A 15119-nucleotide genomic window follows, 5' to 3' on the forward strand; every position below is an offset into this window, starting at 1 on the left:
AGGGGCGCGCGCCGGACGGACGACAGCGGCCTATTCTTCCACGCCCTCGACCCTGCGCCAAAATCGGCCGCCGGGCTCGGGCGCCCACCCCATCATCGACAGGACCTCGCGGTCCTTCTTGTCGAAGGCGGACGGGTCGCAGCGCTCGATGAGGTCGGGCCGGTTGGCGACCGTACGCCGGAAGGCCTCGTCGCGCCGCCAGCGGGCGATCTTGCCGTGGTGCCCGCTGAGGAGGACGTCGGGGATGCCCCGGCCGCGCCACTCGGGGGGCTTGGTGTAGACGGGGCCCTCCAGGAGGTTGGCCATGGCGCCGGGGGCGAAGGAGTCGTCCCGGTGGGACTCGGCGTTGCCGAGGACGCCGGGCAGCAGGCGGGCCACGGCCTCGGTGATGACGAGGACGGCCGCTTCCCCGCCGGCGAGCACGTAGTCGCCGATGGAGACCTCGTACACCGGCATCCGGGTCGCGTACTCGTCCATGACGCGCCGGTCGATGCCCTCGTAGCGGGCCGGCGTGAAGATCAGCCAGGGCCGCTCGGAGAGCTCGACGGCGAGCTCCTGGGTGAAGGGGCGGCCGCTGGGGGTGGGGACGACCATGACCGGGCCGTGCGCGCCGGCCTCGTAGCCGTCGGCGAGGGTCTGGTCGAGCGCGTCGCCCCAGGGCTCGGTCTTCATGACCATGCCGGGGCCGCCGCCGTAGGGGGTGTCGTCGACCGTGTTGTGCCGGTCGTACGTCCAGTCGCGCAGGTGGTGCACGTGGACGTCGAGCTGTCCGCGCGCGCGTGCCTTGCCGACGAGGGAGACGTTCAGCGGTTCGAGGTACTCGGGGAAGATCGTGACGACGTCGAGCCTCATGCCTGCTCCCCGCCGGCCTCGTCGCCGGACTGCTCGCCGTCGTCCCGGGAGGAGACGATCTCGGCGCGGTCGTCGATCAGGCCGGGCGGCGGGTCGATCACGGCCCGCTGCTCCTCCAGGTCGATCTCGGTGACGATCTCCTCGACGAAGGGGATCATCAGCTCGGTGCCGTCGGGGCGCTCGACGATGAAGAGGTCCTGCGAGGGCAGGTGGGAGATCTCGGTGATCACGCCGATCTCGGTGCCGTCGGCGAGGACGACGTCGAGGTCGATCAGCTGGTGGTCGTAGTACTCGTCCTCCTCCTCGGGCATCTCCGTGGGGTCGACCTCGGCGATGAGGAGGATGTTGCGCAGGGCCTCGGCGGCGTTGCGGTCGCGGACGCCCTCGAAGCGCAGCAACAGCCGGCCGCTGTGGACGCGGCCGGTCTCGATGGTCAGCGGCCCGGCGGAGGCCGGGTCGGTGAACAGCACGGCACCGGGGCCGAGCCTGAGCTCGGGCTCGTCCGTCCGCACCTCGACGGTGACCTCGCCCTTGATGCCGTGGGCGCGGCCGATCCGCGCGACTACCAACTGCACTGCTCCACACTCTCCTGTCACACAGCTCGTACGTACGACAACGGGCCGGGGTGGGCTCTTCAGCCCTCCCCGGCCCGTGCCGGCACAACTAAGGTGATGCTGCCGACCTGCTCAGCGGACCTGGTCCACGTCGACGAGGTCGACGCGGATCCCCCGGCCGCCGATGGCACCCACGACGGTGCGCAGCGCACGCGCGGTGCGGCCGTTGCGGCCGATCACCTTGCCGAGGTCGTCGGGGTGGACCCGGACCTCCAGCACGCGGCCCCGGCGCAGGTTGCGCGAGGCGACCTGCACCTCGTCGGGGTTGTCGACGATGCCCTTCACGAGGTGCTCGAGAGCCTCCTCGAGCATGATCAGGCCTCGGTCGACTCGGTGGACGCGGCCTCGGCCTCGTCCGCCTTCTTGTCGGCCTTCTTGGCCTTCGGGGTGATGGCCTCACCCTTGTCGTCGCCGCCCTCGAGGGCCTTCGCGAACTCGTCGAACGAGGCGCGCTTGGCTTCCTTGGTGGCGGGGACGAGCAGAGCCTTCTCGGGGGCCGGCAGACCCTTGTGCTTCTGCCAGTCGCCGGTGAGCTTCAGGATGGCGAGAACCGGCTCGGTCGGCTGGGCGCCGACGGACAGCCAGTACTGCGCACGCTCGGAGTCGACCTCGATACGCGACGGGTTGTACGTCGGGTGGTAGAGGCCGATCTCCTCGATCGCGCGACCGTCACGACGGGTGCGCGAGTCGGCGACGACGATGCGGTAGTGCGGCTGGCGGATCTTGCCGAGGCGCTTGAGCTTGATCTTGACTGCCACTGGAGTGGTGTCTCCTGGTCTTGACGTGGTTGGGCACTTGAGATGCCACGTGGGGTTGCGGTACTCGGATGCCCGATGGACGCGTCAGCCGGAGGAGAGAGGGGTCCTATGCGACTGTCGAGTACAGCTAGCCATTGTGCCACACGCCGCCGACTCAGTTGGCGGCGCCCACTGTCTCTGGGATACGGAAGGGCTTGCCGCAGCCGCCGCAGACGATCGGGGCCTGGGCCAGCACCGACGGGACCACGCGCACGTTGCGCCCGCAGTCGCAGACGGCCTTGACGCGCACGCCGCCGCCCGAGGAGCCGTGCCGGGCGGCCGGTCCGCGGAAGGAGCGCTTGGTGTCGGCGGCCGTGGCGACCGTGTGCGCCTTGAGGGCGCGCTGGAGCCGCTCGATGGTGGGCCGGTAGCGGCGCCTGGCCTCGGGGTTGAGCGTGACCAGGGAGAAGCCGCTGCTGGCGTGCGGCTCCTCGGGATGGTCGAGGCCCATCTCCTCGGCGATCGCGAGGAATCTGCGGTTGTGGTAGCGGCCGGCGCGGGAGGTGTCGCGGACACCTCGGGCGGCGGCGATGCCGTGGACTGCCTCGTGGAGCAGTCGCTCGAAGGAGAGCTCGGCGCCGCAGGCGGACGAGGACTCTCCGATCAGGGACTCGGGCGCGGCAAGATCGGGCAGCTCGGGGTGGTGCCGCTGAATGTCGGCCCACGCCTGTGCCAGCTCTGCGGCGAGAACAGGGGGTGTCGTGCTCACGTCGCGTACAACGAGCCGGAGTGCCCCCGGGTTCCATTCCGGGGCATCCCAAATATTTTGCACGTACCCGTCAGTTGCCTTGATGTGTCCCGACGCGGGCCAGTGCCCCGATCTGCGGAGAAGTCACGCAGGGATCGTCAAGCCGGTGCGTAGTGGCGCATACGCCCCGGCGCGTGGCTGCGGTGCGCGCGCCCCCGAGGGGCCGGAGCGGCCCGGGGGATGTTGCGAGGACATTACCGGCTCCGGAGGCAAGGCGGCGCACCGCCCCTCCCCCGGACGAATCGGTCCGGCGCGAGCACTGGACGCGGCCCGGGAAGCGCAGTTCCCTGGCTACGGGGGGCTGTCGTCCGAGCACGGATTGGGGCGCTTTTCCATGACACCTACGCTCGTCCCGCACCACCCCGCGCGCGACTGGGCCGAGATCCAGGAACGCATGCTGGTCCCGTTGTACGAGGCGGTGTACGACCGCCTGGGCGTGGGCGCGGGTACCCGGCTGCTCGGCCTGGGCTGCGGCTCCGGGCTCGCCCTCCTGATGGCGGCGGCACGGGGCGCGCGGGTCGCCGGCGCGGACCGGGACCACGCGCGCGTGGAGCTGGCGAGGGAGCGGCTGCCGGAGGGCGTCACGGTCACGCAGGAGCCGCCGGAGGACCTTCCGTACGACGTGATCACGGCCTTCCACGCGACGGACGGGACCCTCTCCGAACTGCGGGGTCTCACCCGTACGGCCCAACCGGGCACGGCGGTCGTCCTCGCCGGGTGGGGGCCGCCGGAGCGGTGCGCCACGGAGCCGGTGCTGCGGGTCGCGGCCCGCCTCTCGGACCGCGGGCCCGTGCCGGGCCCCGACCTCGACGCGCTGGCGGCCGGGGCGGGGCTGCGACCGGCCGGCTCGGGCCGGGTGGCCTGCCCCTTCGGCTACGCGGACGAGGGCAGCGCGGTGCGCGGGCTGCTCTCGACGGGCGTCTTCGACGAGGCGGTCCGCGCGACGGACCTCCCCCAGGTGGAGAAGGAGATCGAGGAGGCCCTCGCCCCGTACGTCCGCCCGGACGGAACGGTGTGGATGCCGAACGTCTTCCGCTATGTGGTGGCCCGGGTGGGGTAGTCCGTCAGGTCGTGGATCCGGGATCCGGGATGGTGGATCCAGAACATTGGATCCGGGATCCGGGGCCAGAAGGTTGGATCCGGGATCCGGGGCCAGAACGTTGGATCCGAGATGTTGGATCCAGGGCATTGGATGCGGGATCCAGGGGCCAGGACATTGGATCCGGGATGTTGGATCCAGCATCCGGGATCCAACCCACCGGCTCAGCCCCGCTCCTCCCCCTCCCGCCCCTCGCGCGTGATGCCCGCCGCGCGGTAGGCCTCGGCCTCCTCCAGGGTCTCGTTGGCCAGGAGGGCCTCGGCGAGGGCGTCCAGTTGGTCGCGGTGTTCGCGGAGTTGGCGTACCGCGCTCTCGTAGCACTCGTCGACGATGCGGCGCATCTCCTCGTCGACGGTGTCGAGGGTCGCGGGAGCGGCGGAGAGCCCGTACGCCTGCTGGGCGTCGCTCGGGATGGCGGTGAGGCGGCCGACGCGTTCGCTCATGCCCCAGCGGCCGGCCATGCCGCGGGCGATGTTGGTGACCTGTTCGAGGTCGCTCTCGGCGCCGGTGGTGATGACGCCGAAGACGACCTGCTCGGCCGCCATCCCGCCGAGGGCACCGATGATCCGGCCGCGCAGGTAGTCCTCGGTGTAGGCGTACTTGTCGGAGTCGGGGGTGGAGAGGGTGACGCCGAGGGCCCGGCCGCGCGGCACGATGGTGATCTTGCGGACCGGGTCGGCGCCGGGCTGGAGCATGCCGAGCAGGGCGTGCCCGCTCTCGTGGTACGCGGTCCGGCGCCGTTCCTCCAGGGGCATCACGAGCGGCCGTTCGGCGCCGAGCTGGACCTTCTCCAGGGCGTCGGACAGATCGGACTGGGTGACGGCCTTCTGCTCGCGCTTGACGGCGAGGAGGGCGGCCTCGTTGGCGAGGTTGGCGAGCTCGGCGCCGGTCATGCCGGGGGTGGTGCGGGCGACGTGCTCCAGGTCGACGTCCTTGGCGAGCGGGATCTCCCGGGTGTGGATCCTGAGGATGGCCGCGCGGCCGCCCCGGTCGGGCGGGTTGACGTGGACGATCCGGTCGAAGCGGCCCGGCCGGGTGAGGGCCGGGTCGAGGACGTCGGCCCGGTTGGTCGCGGCGAGGACGATGACGCCCTCGGAGCCGGTGAAGCCGTCCATCTCGGTGAGGATCTGGTTGAGGGTCTGCTCGCGCTCGTCGTGCCCGCCCATCCCGGAACCGCCGCCCCGGGCCCGGCCGATGGTGTCGATCTCGTCGATGAAGATGATCGCGGGGGCGACCTTGCGGGCCTCGGCGAACAGCTCGCGGACCCGGGAGGCGCCGACGCCCACGATCATCTCGATGAACTCGGACGCGGAGGCCGAGAAGAACGGCACCCCCGCCTCGCCCGCGACGGCCCGCGCGAGCAGCGTCTTGCCGGTGCCGGGAGGGCCCGCGAGGAGCACGCCGCGGGGCATCTTGGCGCCCATCTCGCGGTAGGCCTGCGGGTTCTTCAGGAAGTCGACGACGTCGTTGAGCTCGCCCTCGACCTCGTCGATGCCGGCGACGTCCTGGAAGGTGGTGCGCTTGCCGCTCTCCAGTTCGACCGGTTTCGGCGGCTGTTTGCGGCCGAGCATGCCGCCCGCGCCGCCCATGCCCGCGCTCATCCGGCGGGCGATGAACACCCACAGCAGGACGAGCAGCAGCATCGGCGCGAGCGAGATCAGGAGGTTGGCGAGGAAGCTGCGCTCCTGGACGACGGGCTGCGCGGTGACCGTGACGTTCTGCTTGGTCAGCTGCGCCCACAGGTCGTCGTCGGCGAAGGCGGGCCGCTGGGTCTGGAACTTGGTGTAGTCGCCGTCGCCGTCGGGGATGGGCTGCTTGTTCTTCAGCTGCCCCTGGATCGCGTCGCCCTTGGAGTAGATCTTGGTGACGTTCCCGGCGGCGACCTGCTTGTCGAACTCGGTGTACGAGATGGTCGGCCCGTCGCCCTCGTTGAAGAACGACAGCACGATGTTGGCGATCAGGTACACGATCAGGGCCGTGAGGACGAGGCCGCCCCAGCCTCCCGGCATCCTCTTCTTCGGCGACGGGGGCGGCGGGGCCCCTTCCGAGCGCCAGGGCTGGTCGGTCCGGTCGCGCGGGGGTACGGGGTTGGCCACGTGGCTCTCCTCGGGGCAGCAATGGCCCCAGTATCGAAGAGCGGGATGAAGCGGGCATCGCGGGCGGTCCGGAGGGATGAAGAAGGGCCCGGGGCGGTTTCGCACCGCCCCGGGCCCCTCACACCGGACTGATCAGCCCATGAACTTCTTGAACTCCTCCGGGAGCTCGAAGTCCTTCGGGGTCTGCCCCGCCGCCGGGAGCCCGAAGGCGCCGCCCGCCTGCGCCTGCTCGCGGCGCTCGGCCGCGGCCTGCTCCTCGGCCTTCCGCTTCATCGGGTTGCCGCTCTTGCGCTTGCCCTTGGCCTGCTTGACCTGCTTCTTCTGCCGGCCGGGGCCGCCGCCCATGCCCGGGATGCCCGGCATCCCCGGCATGCCGCCGCCCTGCGCCATGCGGGACATCATCTTGCGGGCCTCGAAGAACCGCTCGACCAGGCTCTTGACCGCGCTGACCTCGACGCCGGAACCCTTGGCGATACGGGCACGCCGGGAGCCGTTGATGATGGTCGGGTCCTGGCGCTCGGCCGGGGTCATCGACTTGATGATGGCGGCCGTACGGTCGACGTCCCGCTCGTCGATGTTGGCGATCTGCTCCTTCATCTGGCCCATGCCGGGCAGCATCCCGAGCAGCTTCGAGATGGAGCCCATCTTGCGGACCTGCTCCATCTGGGCCAGGAAGTCGTCGAGCGTGAAGCCCTCGCCCTTCTTCGAGGCGAGCTTCGAGGCCATCTTGGCGGCCTCTTCCTCGTCGAAGGTCTGCTGCGCCTTCTCGATGAGGGAGAGCATGTCGCCCATGCCGAGGATGCGGGACGCCATGCGGTCCGGGTGGAACGCGTCGAAGTCGTCCAGCTTCTCGCCGTTGGAGGCGAACATGATCTGCTTGCCGGTGACGTGCGCGATGGAGAGCGCGGCACCACCGCGGGCGTCGCCGTCGAGCTTGGAGAGCACGACGCCGTCGAAGCCGACGCCGTCGCGGAAGGCCTCGGCGGTGTTGACCGCGTCCTGACCGATCATGGCGTCGACGACGAAGAGGACCTCGTCGGGGCTGACGGCGTCGCGGATGTCCGCGGCCTGCTGCATCAGCTCCTGGTCGATGCCGAGGCGGCCGGCGGTGTCGACGATCACGACGTCGTACAGCTTGGTCCGCGCGTACTCGATCGAGTCCTTCGCGACCTGGACCGGGTCACCGACGCCGTTGCCCGGCTGCGGGCCGTAGAAGGCGACGCCGGCGCGGTCGGCGACGACGGAGAGCTGGTTGACGGCGTTGGGGCGCTGGAGGTCGCAGGCGACGAGCAGCGGGGAGTGGCCCTGGGCCTTCAGCCAGACGCCCAGCTTTCCGGCGAGGGTGGTCTTACCGGCACCCTGGAGACCGGCGAGCATGATCACGGTCGGCGCGGTCTTGGCGAACCGCAGTCGGCGGGTCTCGCCGCCGAGGATCGAGATCAGCTCGTCGTTGACGATCTTGATGACCTGCTGGGCGGGGTTGAGGGCCTGGGAGACCTCGGAGCCCAGCGAGCGCTCCTTGACCTGCTTGATGAAGGCACGGACGACCGGCAGGGCGACGTCCGCTTCGAGCAGCGCGATACGGATCTCGCGCGCGGTGGCGTCGATGTCCGCCTCGGACAGACGGCCCTTGCCGCGGAGGTTCTTGAAGGTCGCTGCAAGGCGGTCGGAGAGGGTATCGAACACGGCGGTCGCGGATCCTCGTCGGTGTCGGGGGCGGTCGGATTGCCCTCCAGGGTATCGGGCCGCTCGAAGTGTGTGCCCCCGCCCGCCGAATCCGGCGCGCGGGGGCGGTACGGAAGGGGCCTCACCGCAGCGCCTCCTCCAAGGCCCGGGCCAGGTCGATCGCCTCCTCGTCCGGGAGGAGGGAGCCGTCCGGGCGGGTCACGTACAAGGTGTCGACGGCGTTGGCGCCCAGGGTGGAGACGTGGGCGCTGCGGACCCGTACCGTCGCGCCCTCCAGGGCGCGGCCGATGCGGTGGAGGAGGCCGGGGGCGTCCTGGGCGCGGACCTCGATGACGGTGGCGAGGCGGGAGTCGGCGGCGGCGACGGTGACGCGGGGCGGCGGGGCGGCCAGGCCCCGGCGGCGCGGGTAGGCCGCCTCGCGTTCGGCGAGGCGGGCGGGGATGTCGAGGGATCCGTCGAGGGCCCGGACGAGGTCGGCGCGGAGCCGGGCGGCCTCGGGCAGGGAGCCGTACTCGGCGGCGACGCGCCAGTCGAGGACGAGGACGGAGCCGGAGCCGAGGCCGGTGGGGAGTTCGACGGCGCGGAGGTCGGCGGCGCGGACGGTGAGCCGGTGGAGGGCGAGGACGCCGGCGACGGCGGGCAGGACGCCGGGCTGGTCGGGCAGGGCGATGAGGAGTTCGACGCCGACGGGTTCGGGTCCCTCCGGCTCCGCGACGACGGGCTCGGTACGCAGGGCCAGGACGGGTTCGCCCGTGCGCAGGGCCTCGATCGCGAGGCGTTCCTGTTCGGCGCTGGGGGCTGCGGCCTCGGGGTCGGGCAGGGGTGCGCCCGCGAGGACGCCGGCGACGCGTTTGACCAGGTCGGCGACGAGTGAGGCGCGCCAGGAGGACCAGGCGGCGGGGCCGGTCGCCAGCGCGTCGGCCTCGGTGAGGGCGTGCAGGAGCTCCAGGGTGCCGAGGGTTCCGACGGCGGTGGCGACGGACTGGACGGTGGCGGGGTCGTCGAGGTCGCGCCGGGTGGCGGTCTCGACGAGGAGCAGGTGGTGGCGGACGGCGGTGGCGATGACGGCGGTGTCGGTGCGGTCGAAGCCGATGCGGGCGGCGAGGTCGCGGGCGATGGTCTCGCCGGCGACGGAGTGGTCGCCGGGCCAGCCCTTGCCGATGTCGTGGAGGAGGGCGGCGACGAGGAGGAGGTCGGGGCGGCCGACGCGGCGGGTGAGGGAGGAGGCGCGGACGGCGGTCTCGACGAGGTGCCGGTCGACGGTCCAGGTGTGGACGGGGTTGCGCTGGGGGCGGCAGCGGACGCGCTCCCAGTCGGGCAGGAGCTGGGTGATGAGCCCTTCGGCCTCCAGGGCCTCCCAGACGGGGACGGTGGCCTCGCCCGCGCCGAGGAGGGTGACGAGCTCCTCGCGGGCCTCGGCGGGCCAGGGCACCGGCAGGGGCCGTGCGGCGGCCGCGAGGCGGCGTACGGCGTGGAGGGAGATCGGGAGGGCGGACTGGGCGGCCGCGGCGGCGGCCCGCAGGGGCAGGACGGGGTCGCGCTCGGGCCGGGCACTGAGCGCGAGGACGGCCTCGCCGTCCATCTCGACGACGCCCTCGGCGAGCGGGGTGCGCTCGACGGGGGCCTTCGCGCCGCCGCCCCTGCCGAGGAGGGAGCGGAGCCTCGGGCGCGCGGAGCGGGCCTTGAGGACGCGGTTGACCTCGCGCCAGGTGACGTCGGTGGCGTACGAGATGGTCCGGGCGGCCTCGTACACCTCGCGCAGCAGGGTGTCGGCGTCGAGGAGGCCGAGTCGGGCGGCGACGGCGTCCTGTTCCTGGAGGGCGAGCCGGTCGGTGGCGCGGCCGGTGGCGAGGTGGAGGGCGTCGCGGGCGTCGAGGAGGCGGCGGCGGGCGGTGTCGAGGCCTTCGCGGGGGGCGTCGGCGACCCAGGAGGCGGCGACGGCGCGCAGGACCTGGGCGTCGCGGAGGCCGCCCCTGGCCTCCTTGAGGTCGGGTTCGAGGAGGTACTGCAGCTCCCCCACGCGTTCGGCGCGCTCCCGGCAGAGCGCGTCGAGTTCGGGGAGGCGCCGGGCGGCCTGGTTGCGCCAGTCGGCGAGGACGGTGGTGCGCAGGGCGGCGACGAGTCCGGCGTCGCCCGCGACGGTGCGGGCGTCGAGGAGGCCGAGGTGGGCCTTGAGGTCCTCGCCGGCGGTGGCGCGGGCTTCGGCGGGGGTGCGGACGGAGTGGTCGAGGGCGAGGCCGAGGTCCCAGACGGGGTACCAGATCCGGTCGGCGAGGGCGGCGACGGCGGCCTTGTCGGCGGTGCCGTCGTGGAGCAGGAGGAGGTCGAGGTCGCTGCGCGGGGAGAGTTCGGCGCGCCCGTAGCCGCCGACGGCGACGAGGGCGGTCCCGCGGGGCGGTGCGGCGGCGGCGAAGAGGCCGGCCAGCCAGTCGTCGGTGAGGCGGGCCAGGGCGGCACGGCGCGGCGGCCCGGGCCGCTCCTTCTCCTGGAGGAGGAGCAGCCGGGCCGCCGCGTAACCGTCGGGTCCCGATTCTTCGGTCGTGTCGCTCGTGTCGAGGTTCGTCACCCGGCGGCTCCCATCCGTGCTTACAGTGCGTCCGGTCCGCGCTCGCCGGTGCGGACCCGTACGGCGGTCTCGACCGGCACGCTCCACACCTTGCCGTCTCCGATCTTGCCGGTCCGGGCGGCCTTCACGACGACGTCGATGAGCTGTTCGGCGTCCTCGTCCTCGACGAGGACCTCGACGCGGATCTTGGGGACGAGGTCGACGGTGTACTCGGCGCCCCGGTAGACCTCGGTGTGGCCGCGCTGGCGGCCGTATCCGCTGGCCTCGGTGACGGTGAGGCCGTGGACGCCGAAGGCCTGGAGTGCCTCCTTGATCTCGTCGAGCCGGTGCGGCTTCACGACCGCGGTGATGAGCTTCATGCGTCCACCTTCGTGTTCTGCGTGGGGGCGGCGGCGGGTGCGGCGGCGGTGCGGGCGATGCCGCCGCCGGCTCCGCTGAAGTCGTACGCGGTCTCGGCGTGCTCGACCTGGTCGATGCCGGAGACCTCGTCGTCCTCGCTGACGCGCATCCCCATGGTCTTGTCGATGATCAGGGCGAGGATCGCGGAGGCGACGAGGGAGTAGGCGAGGACCGCGAAGACGCCGACGGCCTGCTTGCCGAGCTGTTCCAGTCCGCCGCCGTAGAAGAGGCCCTTGGCGTCGGACTGGACGCCGCCGGTGGCGAAGAGGCCGACGAGGAGGGAGCCCGCGACACCGCCGACGAGGTGGACGCCGACGACGTCGAGGGAGTCGTCGTAGCCGAACTTGTACTTGAGGCCGACGGCCATGGCGCAGAGGAGACCGGCGATGGCGCCGATGGCGATCGCGCCGAGCGGGGAGCAGGAGCCGCCGGACGGGGTGATGGCGACGAGGCCGGCGACCGCGCCGGAGGCGGCGCCGAGGGTGGTGAAGGAGCCGTGGCGGATCTTCTCGTACGCGAGCCAGGCGAGCATGGCGGCGGCGGTGGCGACCTGGGTGTTGACGAACATCACGGCGCCGACGCCGTCGTCGTTGCCGAGCCAGGAGCCGGCGTTGAAGCCGAACCAGCCGAACCAGAGGAGACCGGCGCCGAGCATGACCAGCGGGAGGCTGTGCGGGCGCATCGGGTCCTTCTTGAAGCCGACGCGCTTGCCGATGACGAGGATCACGCCGAGGGCGGCGGCGCCGGCGTTGATGTGGACGGCGGTGCCGCCGGCGAAGTCGATGACGCCCATCTCGAAGAGCCAGCCGCCGGCGCCCCAGACCCAGTGGGCGACGGGGAAGTAGACGAGCGTGACCCAGAGGGTGATGAAGAGGGCCCAGGCGGTGAACTTGACGCGGTCGGCGAGGGCGCCGCTGATGAGGGCGGGCGTGATGATCGCGAACATCAGCTGGAAGACGGCGAAGACGTAGACCGGGATGGTGTAGCCGTCCCAGAGCTCGGTGATGCCGATGCCGCTGAGGCCGACGTAGTCGGAGGACCAGCCGATGATCGAGCCCGAGTCGGTGCCGAAGGCGAGGCTGAAGCCGAAGAGCACCCAGAGGACCGTGACGATCCCGAGGCTGATGAAGCTCATCATCAGCATGTTGAGGGTGGACTTGACGCGGACCATGCCTCCGTAGAAGAAGGCGAGTGCCGGGGTCATCAGCATGACCAGGGCGGAGCAGATGAGCATGAACCCGGTGTTGGCGGCGGACAGCTGGGGGGCGTCTGCTGCCAGGGTCGTGATGGCTGATGCCATCGGCGTCTCCTCGTCGTCGAAGCGGCCTGTGCGGGGCGGGGCCGGGGAGCGTCCGGCCGTGAGGGGTGGCCGGTTATGCGCCAGAGATTCGCGCAGCGCGGTTTCCGCCGATGCCGCTCGATGTTTCGGAGCCGTGACGAAGGGGTGGGGCGTGTTACGCGACCGTGAACGCCCGGATCACGGCGAGGGGACGTCCGTACGCCGCCGGGAGAAGGCCCGGGGGGGACGGGACCGGCCGCGCCGGCGTCCGTGTGACCTTGCGGCGGGGGAGCCGAGTCGGGCTTTACGGGACGGCCGGCGCGGCCGGGGTCTGTGCGGGCCCCGCAGCGGGGCCGGGCGGGCCCTGGGGCCCTTTTCCGGTGGGGTCAGACCGCTTCGGCGGCCTCGGGGAGGAGCAGGGTGAGCCGGTCGGTGAGCTGGACGACCTCGGCGACGTCGCTGTAGTTGCGGGCCGCGTGGTCGACGGTCTTGCGGAGCCGGGTGTTGACCCGCTCGGAGCGGATGCTGCGGGCGACTCCGAGGGCCTTCTCGGCGAGGACCACGGACTGCTCGGGCTCGCGCTTGAGGAGGTGGACGGTGGCCATGCCGATCAGGTTGAGCGCGTACGACCGCTGGTGGTCGGGGTCCTTCTCGAAGAGTTCGACGGCCCGCTCCATGACGGGCTCGGCCAGCGAGGCGTACGTCGGGGAGCGGCCGGCGACGTAGGCGAGGTCGCGGTAGGAGTGGGAGTTCTCGCCGTTGAGCTCGGCCTCGGAGAAGAAGCCGATCCAGTCGGGCTCGGGCTCGCCGTCGAGGCCGACGTCGGCGAAGGTGTCCTCGGCCATCCGGACGGCCCGCTTGCACTTGGAGGGCTGCCCCATGTTGGCGTAGGCGCGGGCCTCCATCGCATACAGCATGGCCTGGGTGCGGGCGGTGGCGCAGTCCCGACTGCCGTACTGGGCGAGGTGGATGAGTTCGAGGGCGTCGTCGGGTCGGCCGAGGTGGATCATCTGGCGGCTCATCGAGGACAGGATGTACGAGCCGAGGGGCTTGTCGCCGGCCTCCTTGGCGGCGTGCAGGGCGAGCACGAAGTACTTCTGGGCGGTGGGCTGGAGTCCGACGTCGTAGCTCATCCAGCCGGCGAGCTCGGCGAGTTCGGCGGCGCAGGTGAAGAGGCGCTTGGCGGTGGCGGCGGGCTGGGGCTCCTGGAGGAGGTCGGTGACCTCGTGGAGCTGGCCGACGACCGCCTTGCGGCGCAGTCCGCCGCCGCACTGGGCGTCCCACTTGCGGAACATGGCGGTGGTGGACTCCAGGAGGTCGAGCTCGATCTCGGAGAGCCGGTTCGGGCGGCGGGAGTCCACGAGGGGCTCGGGGCGCTCGATGTCGCCGACGGGCGTCGGGACGAGCCAGCGCTGCATCGGTTCGATGAGGGCGGGTCCCGCGGCGAGCTGGAGCGAGGAGCCGAGGAAGCCCCGGCGGGCGAGCATGAGGTCGCTGCGGGAGAACTCGCTGAGCAGGGCGACGGTCTGCGGGCCGGCCCAGGGCAGGTCGACGCCGGAGACGGAGGGCGACTGGTGGGCGGTGCGCAGCCCGAGGTCCTCGACGGCGACGACGGAGCCGAAGCGCTCGGAGAAGAGCTCGGAGAGGATCCGCGGGATGGGCTCGCGGGGCTGCTCGCCGTCGAGCCAGCGGCGCACGCGCGAGGTGTCGGTGGAGATGTGGTGCGCGCCCATCTGGCGCGCCCGGCGGTTCACTTGGCGTGCCAGTTCGCCCTTCGACCAGCCGCTGCGCACGAACCACGAGCCCAGCTGCTCGTTCGGGCGCTTGCCGGCAGTCGTACCGTCTGCGCCGTTGCCGCTCACTGGAACGCCCCCATCCACCTGAAAAACTGTCGTCCGAACCCCTATCAGAATGCCGCCTCTCGCGGCACCCGTCCGACGTTCGCACTCCTTCGAACTGGAAACCGGGTTGCCTCCGGCATACCCACGCGTGCTGACGGCCCCGGGGGTTCGAGTACCGAAAGTAATCCTACGATCACCCCTCCACGAGGTCGATTCAAGAAACGCCACCATTCGCCACCCCTTCGAATGAACTCGCCACGCGTGGAACGCGATTCACTTGACATGCGACGAACCGGAGTCGGCGGACGGAAGCGCGGAGAGGCGTGCGCCAGGGTCCGCACCACCCCACGCACCACCGTGCGCCATTTTCGGCGGACGGGGCGTGACGAAGGGTGACGACGGTGCTCCGGGTCGTAACCACCGGCGCGCTCGACCCGTTGGAGGGGGCATGGGTTTCACGATCGGCGGCATTCGTGAGATGCGGTCCGGCGCACGCCGCCGCGTACGCACCACGGAGTGCACAGCGGTGGCGGAGTACACGGGACTCTGGGGCTGGGACGTCGTCCCCGGCGTGCGGGCCGTCTCCGGCCGGTGCTCCTGCGGGGATCCGGCCTGCGCGGCCCCCGGCGCGCATCCCCTCGCGTTCGCGGAACCGGTCCCGGCCGGCGCCGGCCTCGACGACGCCGTCAAGGCCTGGTCCGAGTACCCGGGCGCGGCGCTGCTCCTCCCGGTCGGCCGGGCCTTCGACGTGATCGAGGTCGCCGAGGCGGCGGGCCGGCGGGCGCTGGTGCGCCTCGAGCGCATGGGGCTGCCGCTCGGCCCGGTGTGCGCGACCCCGACCGGCCGGGCGCGGTTCTTCGTGGCCCCGGGCGCGGCGGCCGAGCTGCCGCAGCTGCTGTACCGGATGGGCTGGGACGACGCCGATCTGGACCTGCACTGTCTGGGCCCCGGTTCCCACGTCACCGCTCCCCCGTCGGACCTGGGCGGGCTCGGTCCGGTGCGCTGGCTGCGGCCGCCGACGCTGGACACGGCGGGCGCGCCGCCGCAGGCCCGGCTGCTGCTCGGCACCCTGGCGTACATCTGCCACCGGACGCACTTCTGAGACATGCGGAAGGGCCCCCGCCACGAGGTGGTGGGGGCCC

The 15119-nt window shown here is 72.1% G+C and carries 13 protein-coding genes; 2 read left to right on the forward strand and 11 right to left on the reverse strand.

Annotated elements, in window-relative coordinates:
- Positions 1-30 precede the first annotated feature (30 nt).
- The 5 genes from trmD to GGE06_RS18165 form a co-directional block, all read right to left on the reverse strand.
- Entirely contained in the window at positions 31-852 is an 822-nt protein-coding gene (gene trmD, locus GGE06_RS18145) for a tRNA (guanosine(37)-N1)-methyltransferase TrmD (protein ID WP_116158623.1), read from the reverse strand.
- On the reverse strand, positions 849-1427 hold the full coding sequence (gene rimM, locus GGE06_RS18150) for a ribosome maturation factor RimM (RefSeq protein ID WP_116158624.1): 579 nt from the start codon (positions 1425-1427) through the stop codon (positions 849-851). Before rimM ends, trmD begins: the two co-directional genes overlap by 4 nt.
- 111 nt (positions 1428-1538) lie before the next feature.
- Positions 1539-1778 (reverse strand): RNA-binding protein, encoded by a 240-nt coding sequence (locus GGE06_RS18155; protein WP_020868149.1) that lies wholly within the window; start codon positions 1776-1778, stop codon positions 1539-1541.
- 2 nt (positions 1779-1780) lie between these two features.
- Positions 1781-2224 carry a 30S ribosomal protein S16 gene (rpsP, locus tag GGE06_RS18160; protein WP_030325634.1) on the reverse strand — a complete coding sequence of 148 codons (444 nt, stop codon included), beginning with the start codon at positions 2222-2224 and terminating at the stop codon, positions 1781-1783.
- Positions 2225-2378: 154 nt separating this feature from the next.
- Positions 2379-2972: a hypothetical protein gene (locus GGE06_RS18165; RefSeq protein WP_030690647.1), complete on the reverse strand. Its 594-nt coding sequence runs from the start codon at positions 2970-2972 to the stop codon at positions 2379-2381.
- A gap of 373 nt (positions 2973-3345) precedes the next feature.
- Here GGE06_RS18165 and GGE06_RS18170 point away from each other — a divergent pair, with 373 nt between their 5' ends.
- The gene (locus GGE06_RS18170) at positions 3346-4071 is read left to right on the forward strand and encodes a methyltransferase domain-containing protein (protein WP_116158625.1); all 726 of its coding nucleotides are present in this window, start codon (positions 3346-3348) and stop codon (positions 4069-4071) included.
- 203 nt (positions 4072-4274) lie between these two features.
- Here the strand turns inward: GGE06_RS18170 and ftsH are convergent, their stop codons facing one another.
- From ftsH to nsdA, 6 genes are all read right to left on the reverse strand, one after another.
- A complete protein-coding gene (gene ftsH / locus GGE06_RS18175) occupies positions 4275-6206 on the reverse strand; it encodes an ATP-dependent zinc metalloprotease FtsH (RefSeq protein ID WP_184931275.1) in 1932 nt (643 codons plus the stop codon).
- 132 nt (positions 6207-6338) lie between these two features.
- Positions 6339-7892 (reverse strand): signal recognition particle protein, encoded by a 1554-nt coding sequence (gene ffh / locus GGE06_RS18180; protein WP_116158627.1) that lies wholly within the window; start codon positions 7890-7892, stop codon positions 6339-6341.
- A 121-nt stretch (positions 7893-8013) separates the two neighbouring features.
- The gene (locus GGE06_RS18185) at positions 8014-10458 is read right to left on the reverse strand and encodes a [protein-PII] uridylyltransferase (RefSeq protein WP_184931276.1); all 2445 of its coding nucleotides are present in this window, start codon (positions 10456-10458) and stop codon (positions 8014-8016) included.
- 20 nt (positions 10459-10478) lie between these two features.
- Positions 10479-10817 (reverse strand): P-II family nitrogen regulator, encoded by a 339-nt coding sequence (locus GGE06_RS18190; protein ID WP_116158629.1) that lies wholly within the window; start codon positions 10815-10817, stop codon positions 10479-10481.
- The gene (locus GGE06_RS18195) at positions 10814-12157 is read right to left on the reverse strand and encodes an ammonium transporter (protein ID WP_184931277.1); all 1344 of its coding nucleotides are present in this window, start codon (positions 12155-12157) and stop codon (positions 10814-10816) included. The genes GGE06_RS18190 and GGE06_RS18195 overlap by 4 nt, the downstream gene beginning before the upstream one ends.
- Before the next feature lie 365 nt (positions 12158-12522).
- On the reverse strand, positions 12523-13998 hold the full coding sequence (nsdA, locus tag GGE06_RS18200) for a transcriptional repressor NsdA (protein ID WP_116158631.1): 1476 nt from the start codon (positions 13996-13998) through the stop codon (positions 12523-12525).
- A gap of 427 nt (positions 13999-14425) precedes the next feature.
- On the opposite strand from nsdA, the gene GGE06_RS18205 reads away from it, so the two are divergent.
- Positions 14426-15079 carry a bifunctional DNA primase/polymerase gene (locus GGE06_RS18205; RefSeq protein WP_116158632.1) on the forward strand — a complete coding sequence of 218 codons (654 nt, stop codon included), beginning with the start codon at positions 14426-14428 and terminating at the stop codon, positions 15077-15079.
- Positions 15080-15119 lie beyond the last annotated feature (40 nt).

The sequence above is a fragment of the Streptomyces nymphaeiformis genome, from assembly GCF_014203895.1.
In the GTDB taxonomy this organism is placed as follows: domain Bacteria; phylum Actinomycetota; class Actinomycetes; order Streptomycetales; family Streptomycetaceae; genus Streptomyces; species Streptomyces nymphaeiformis.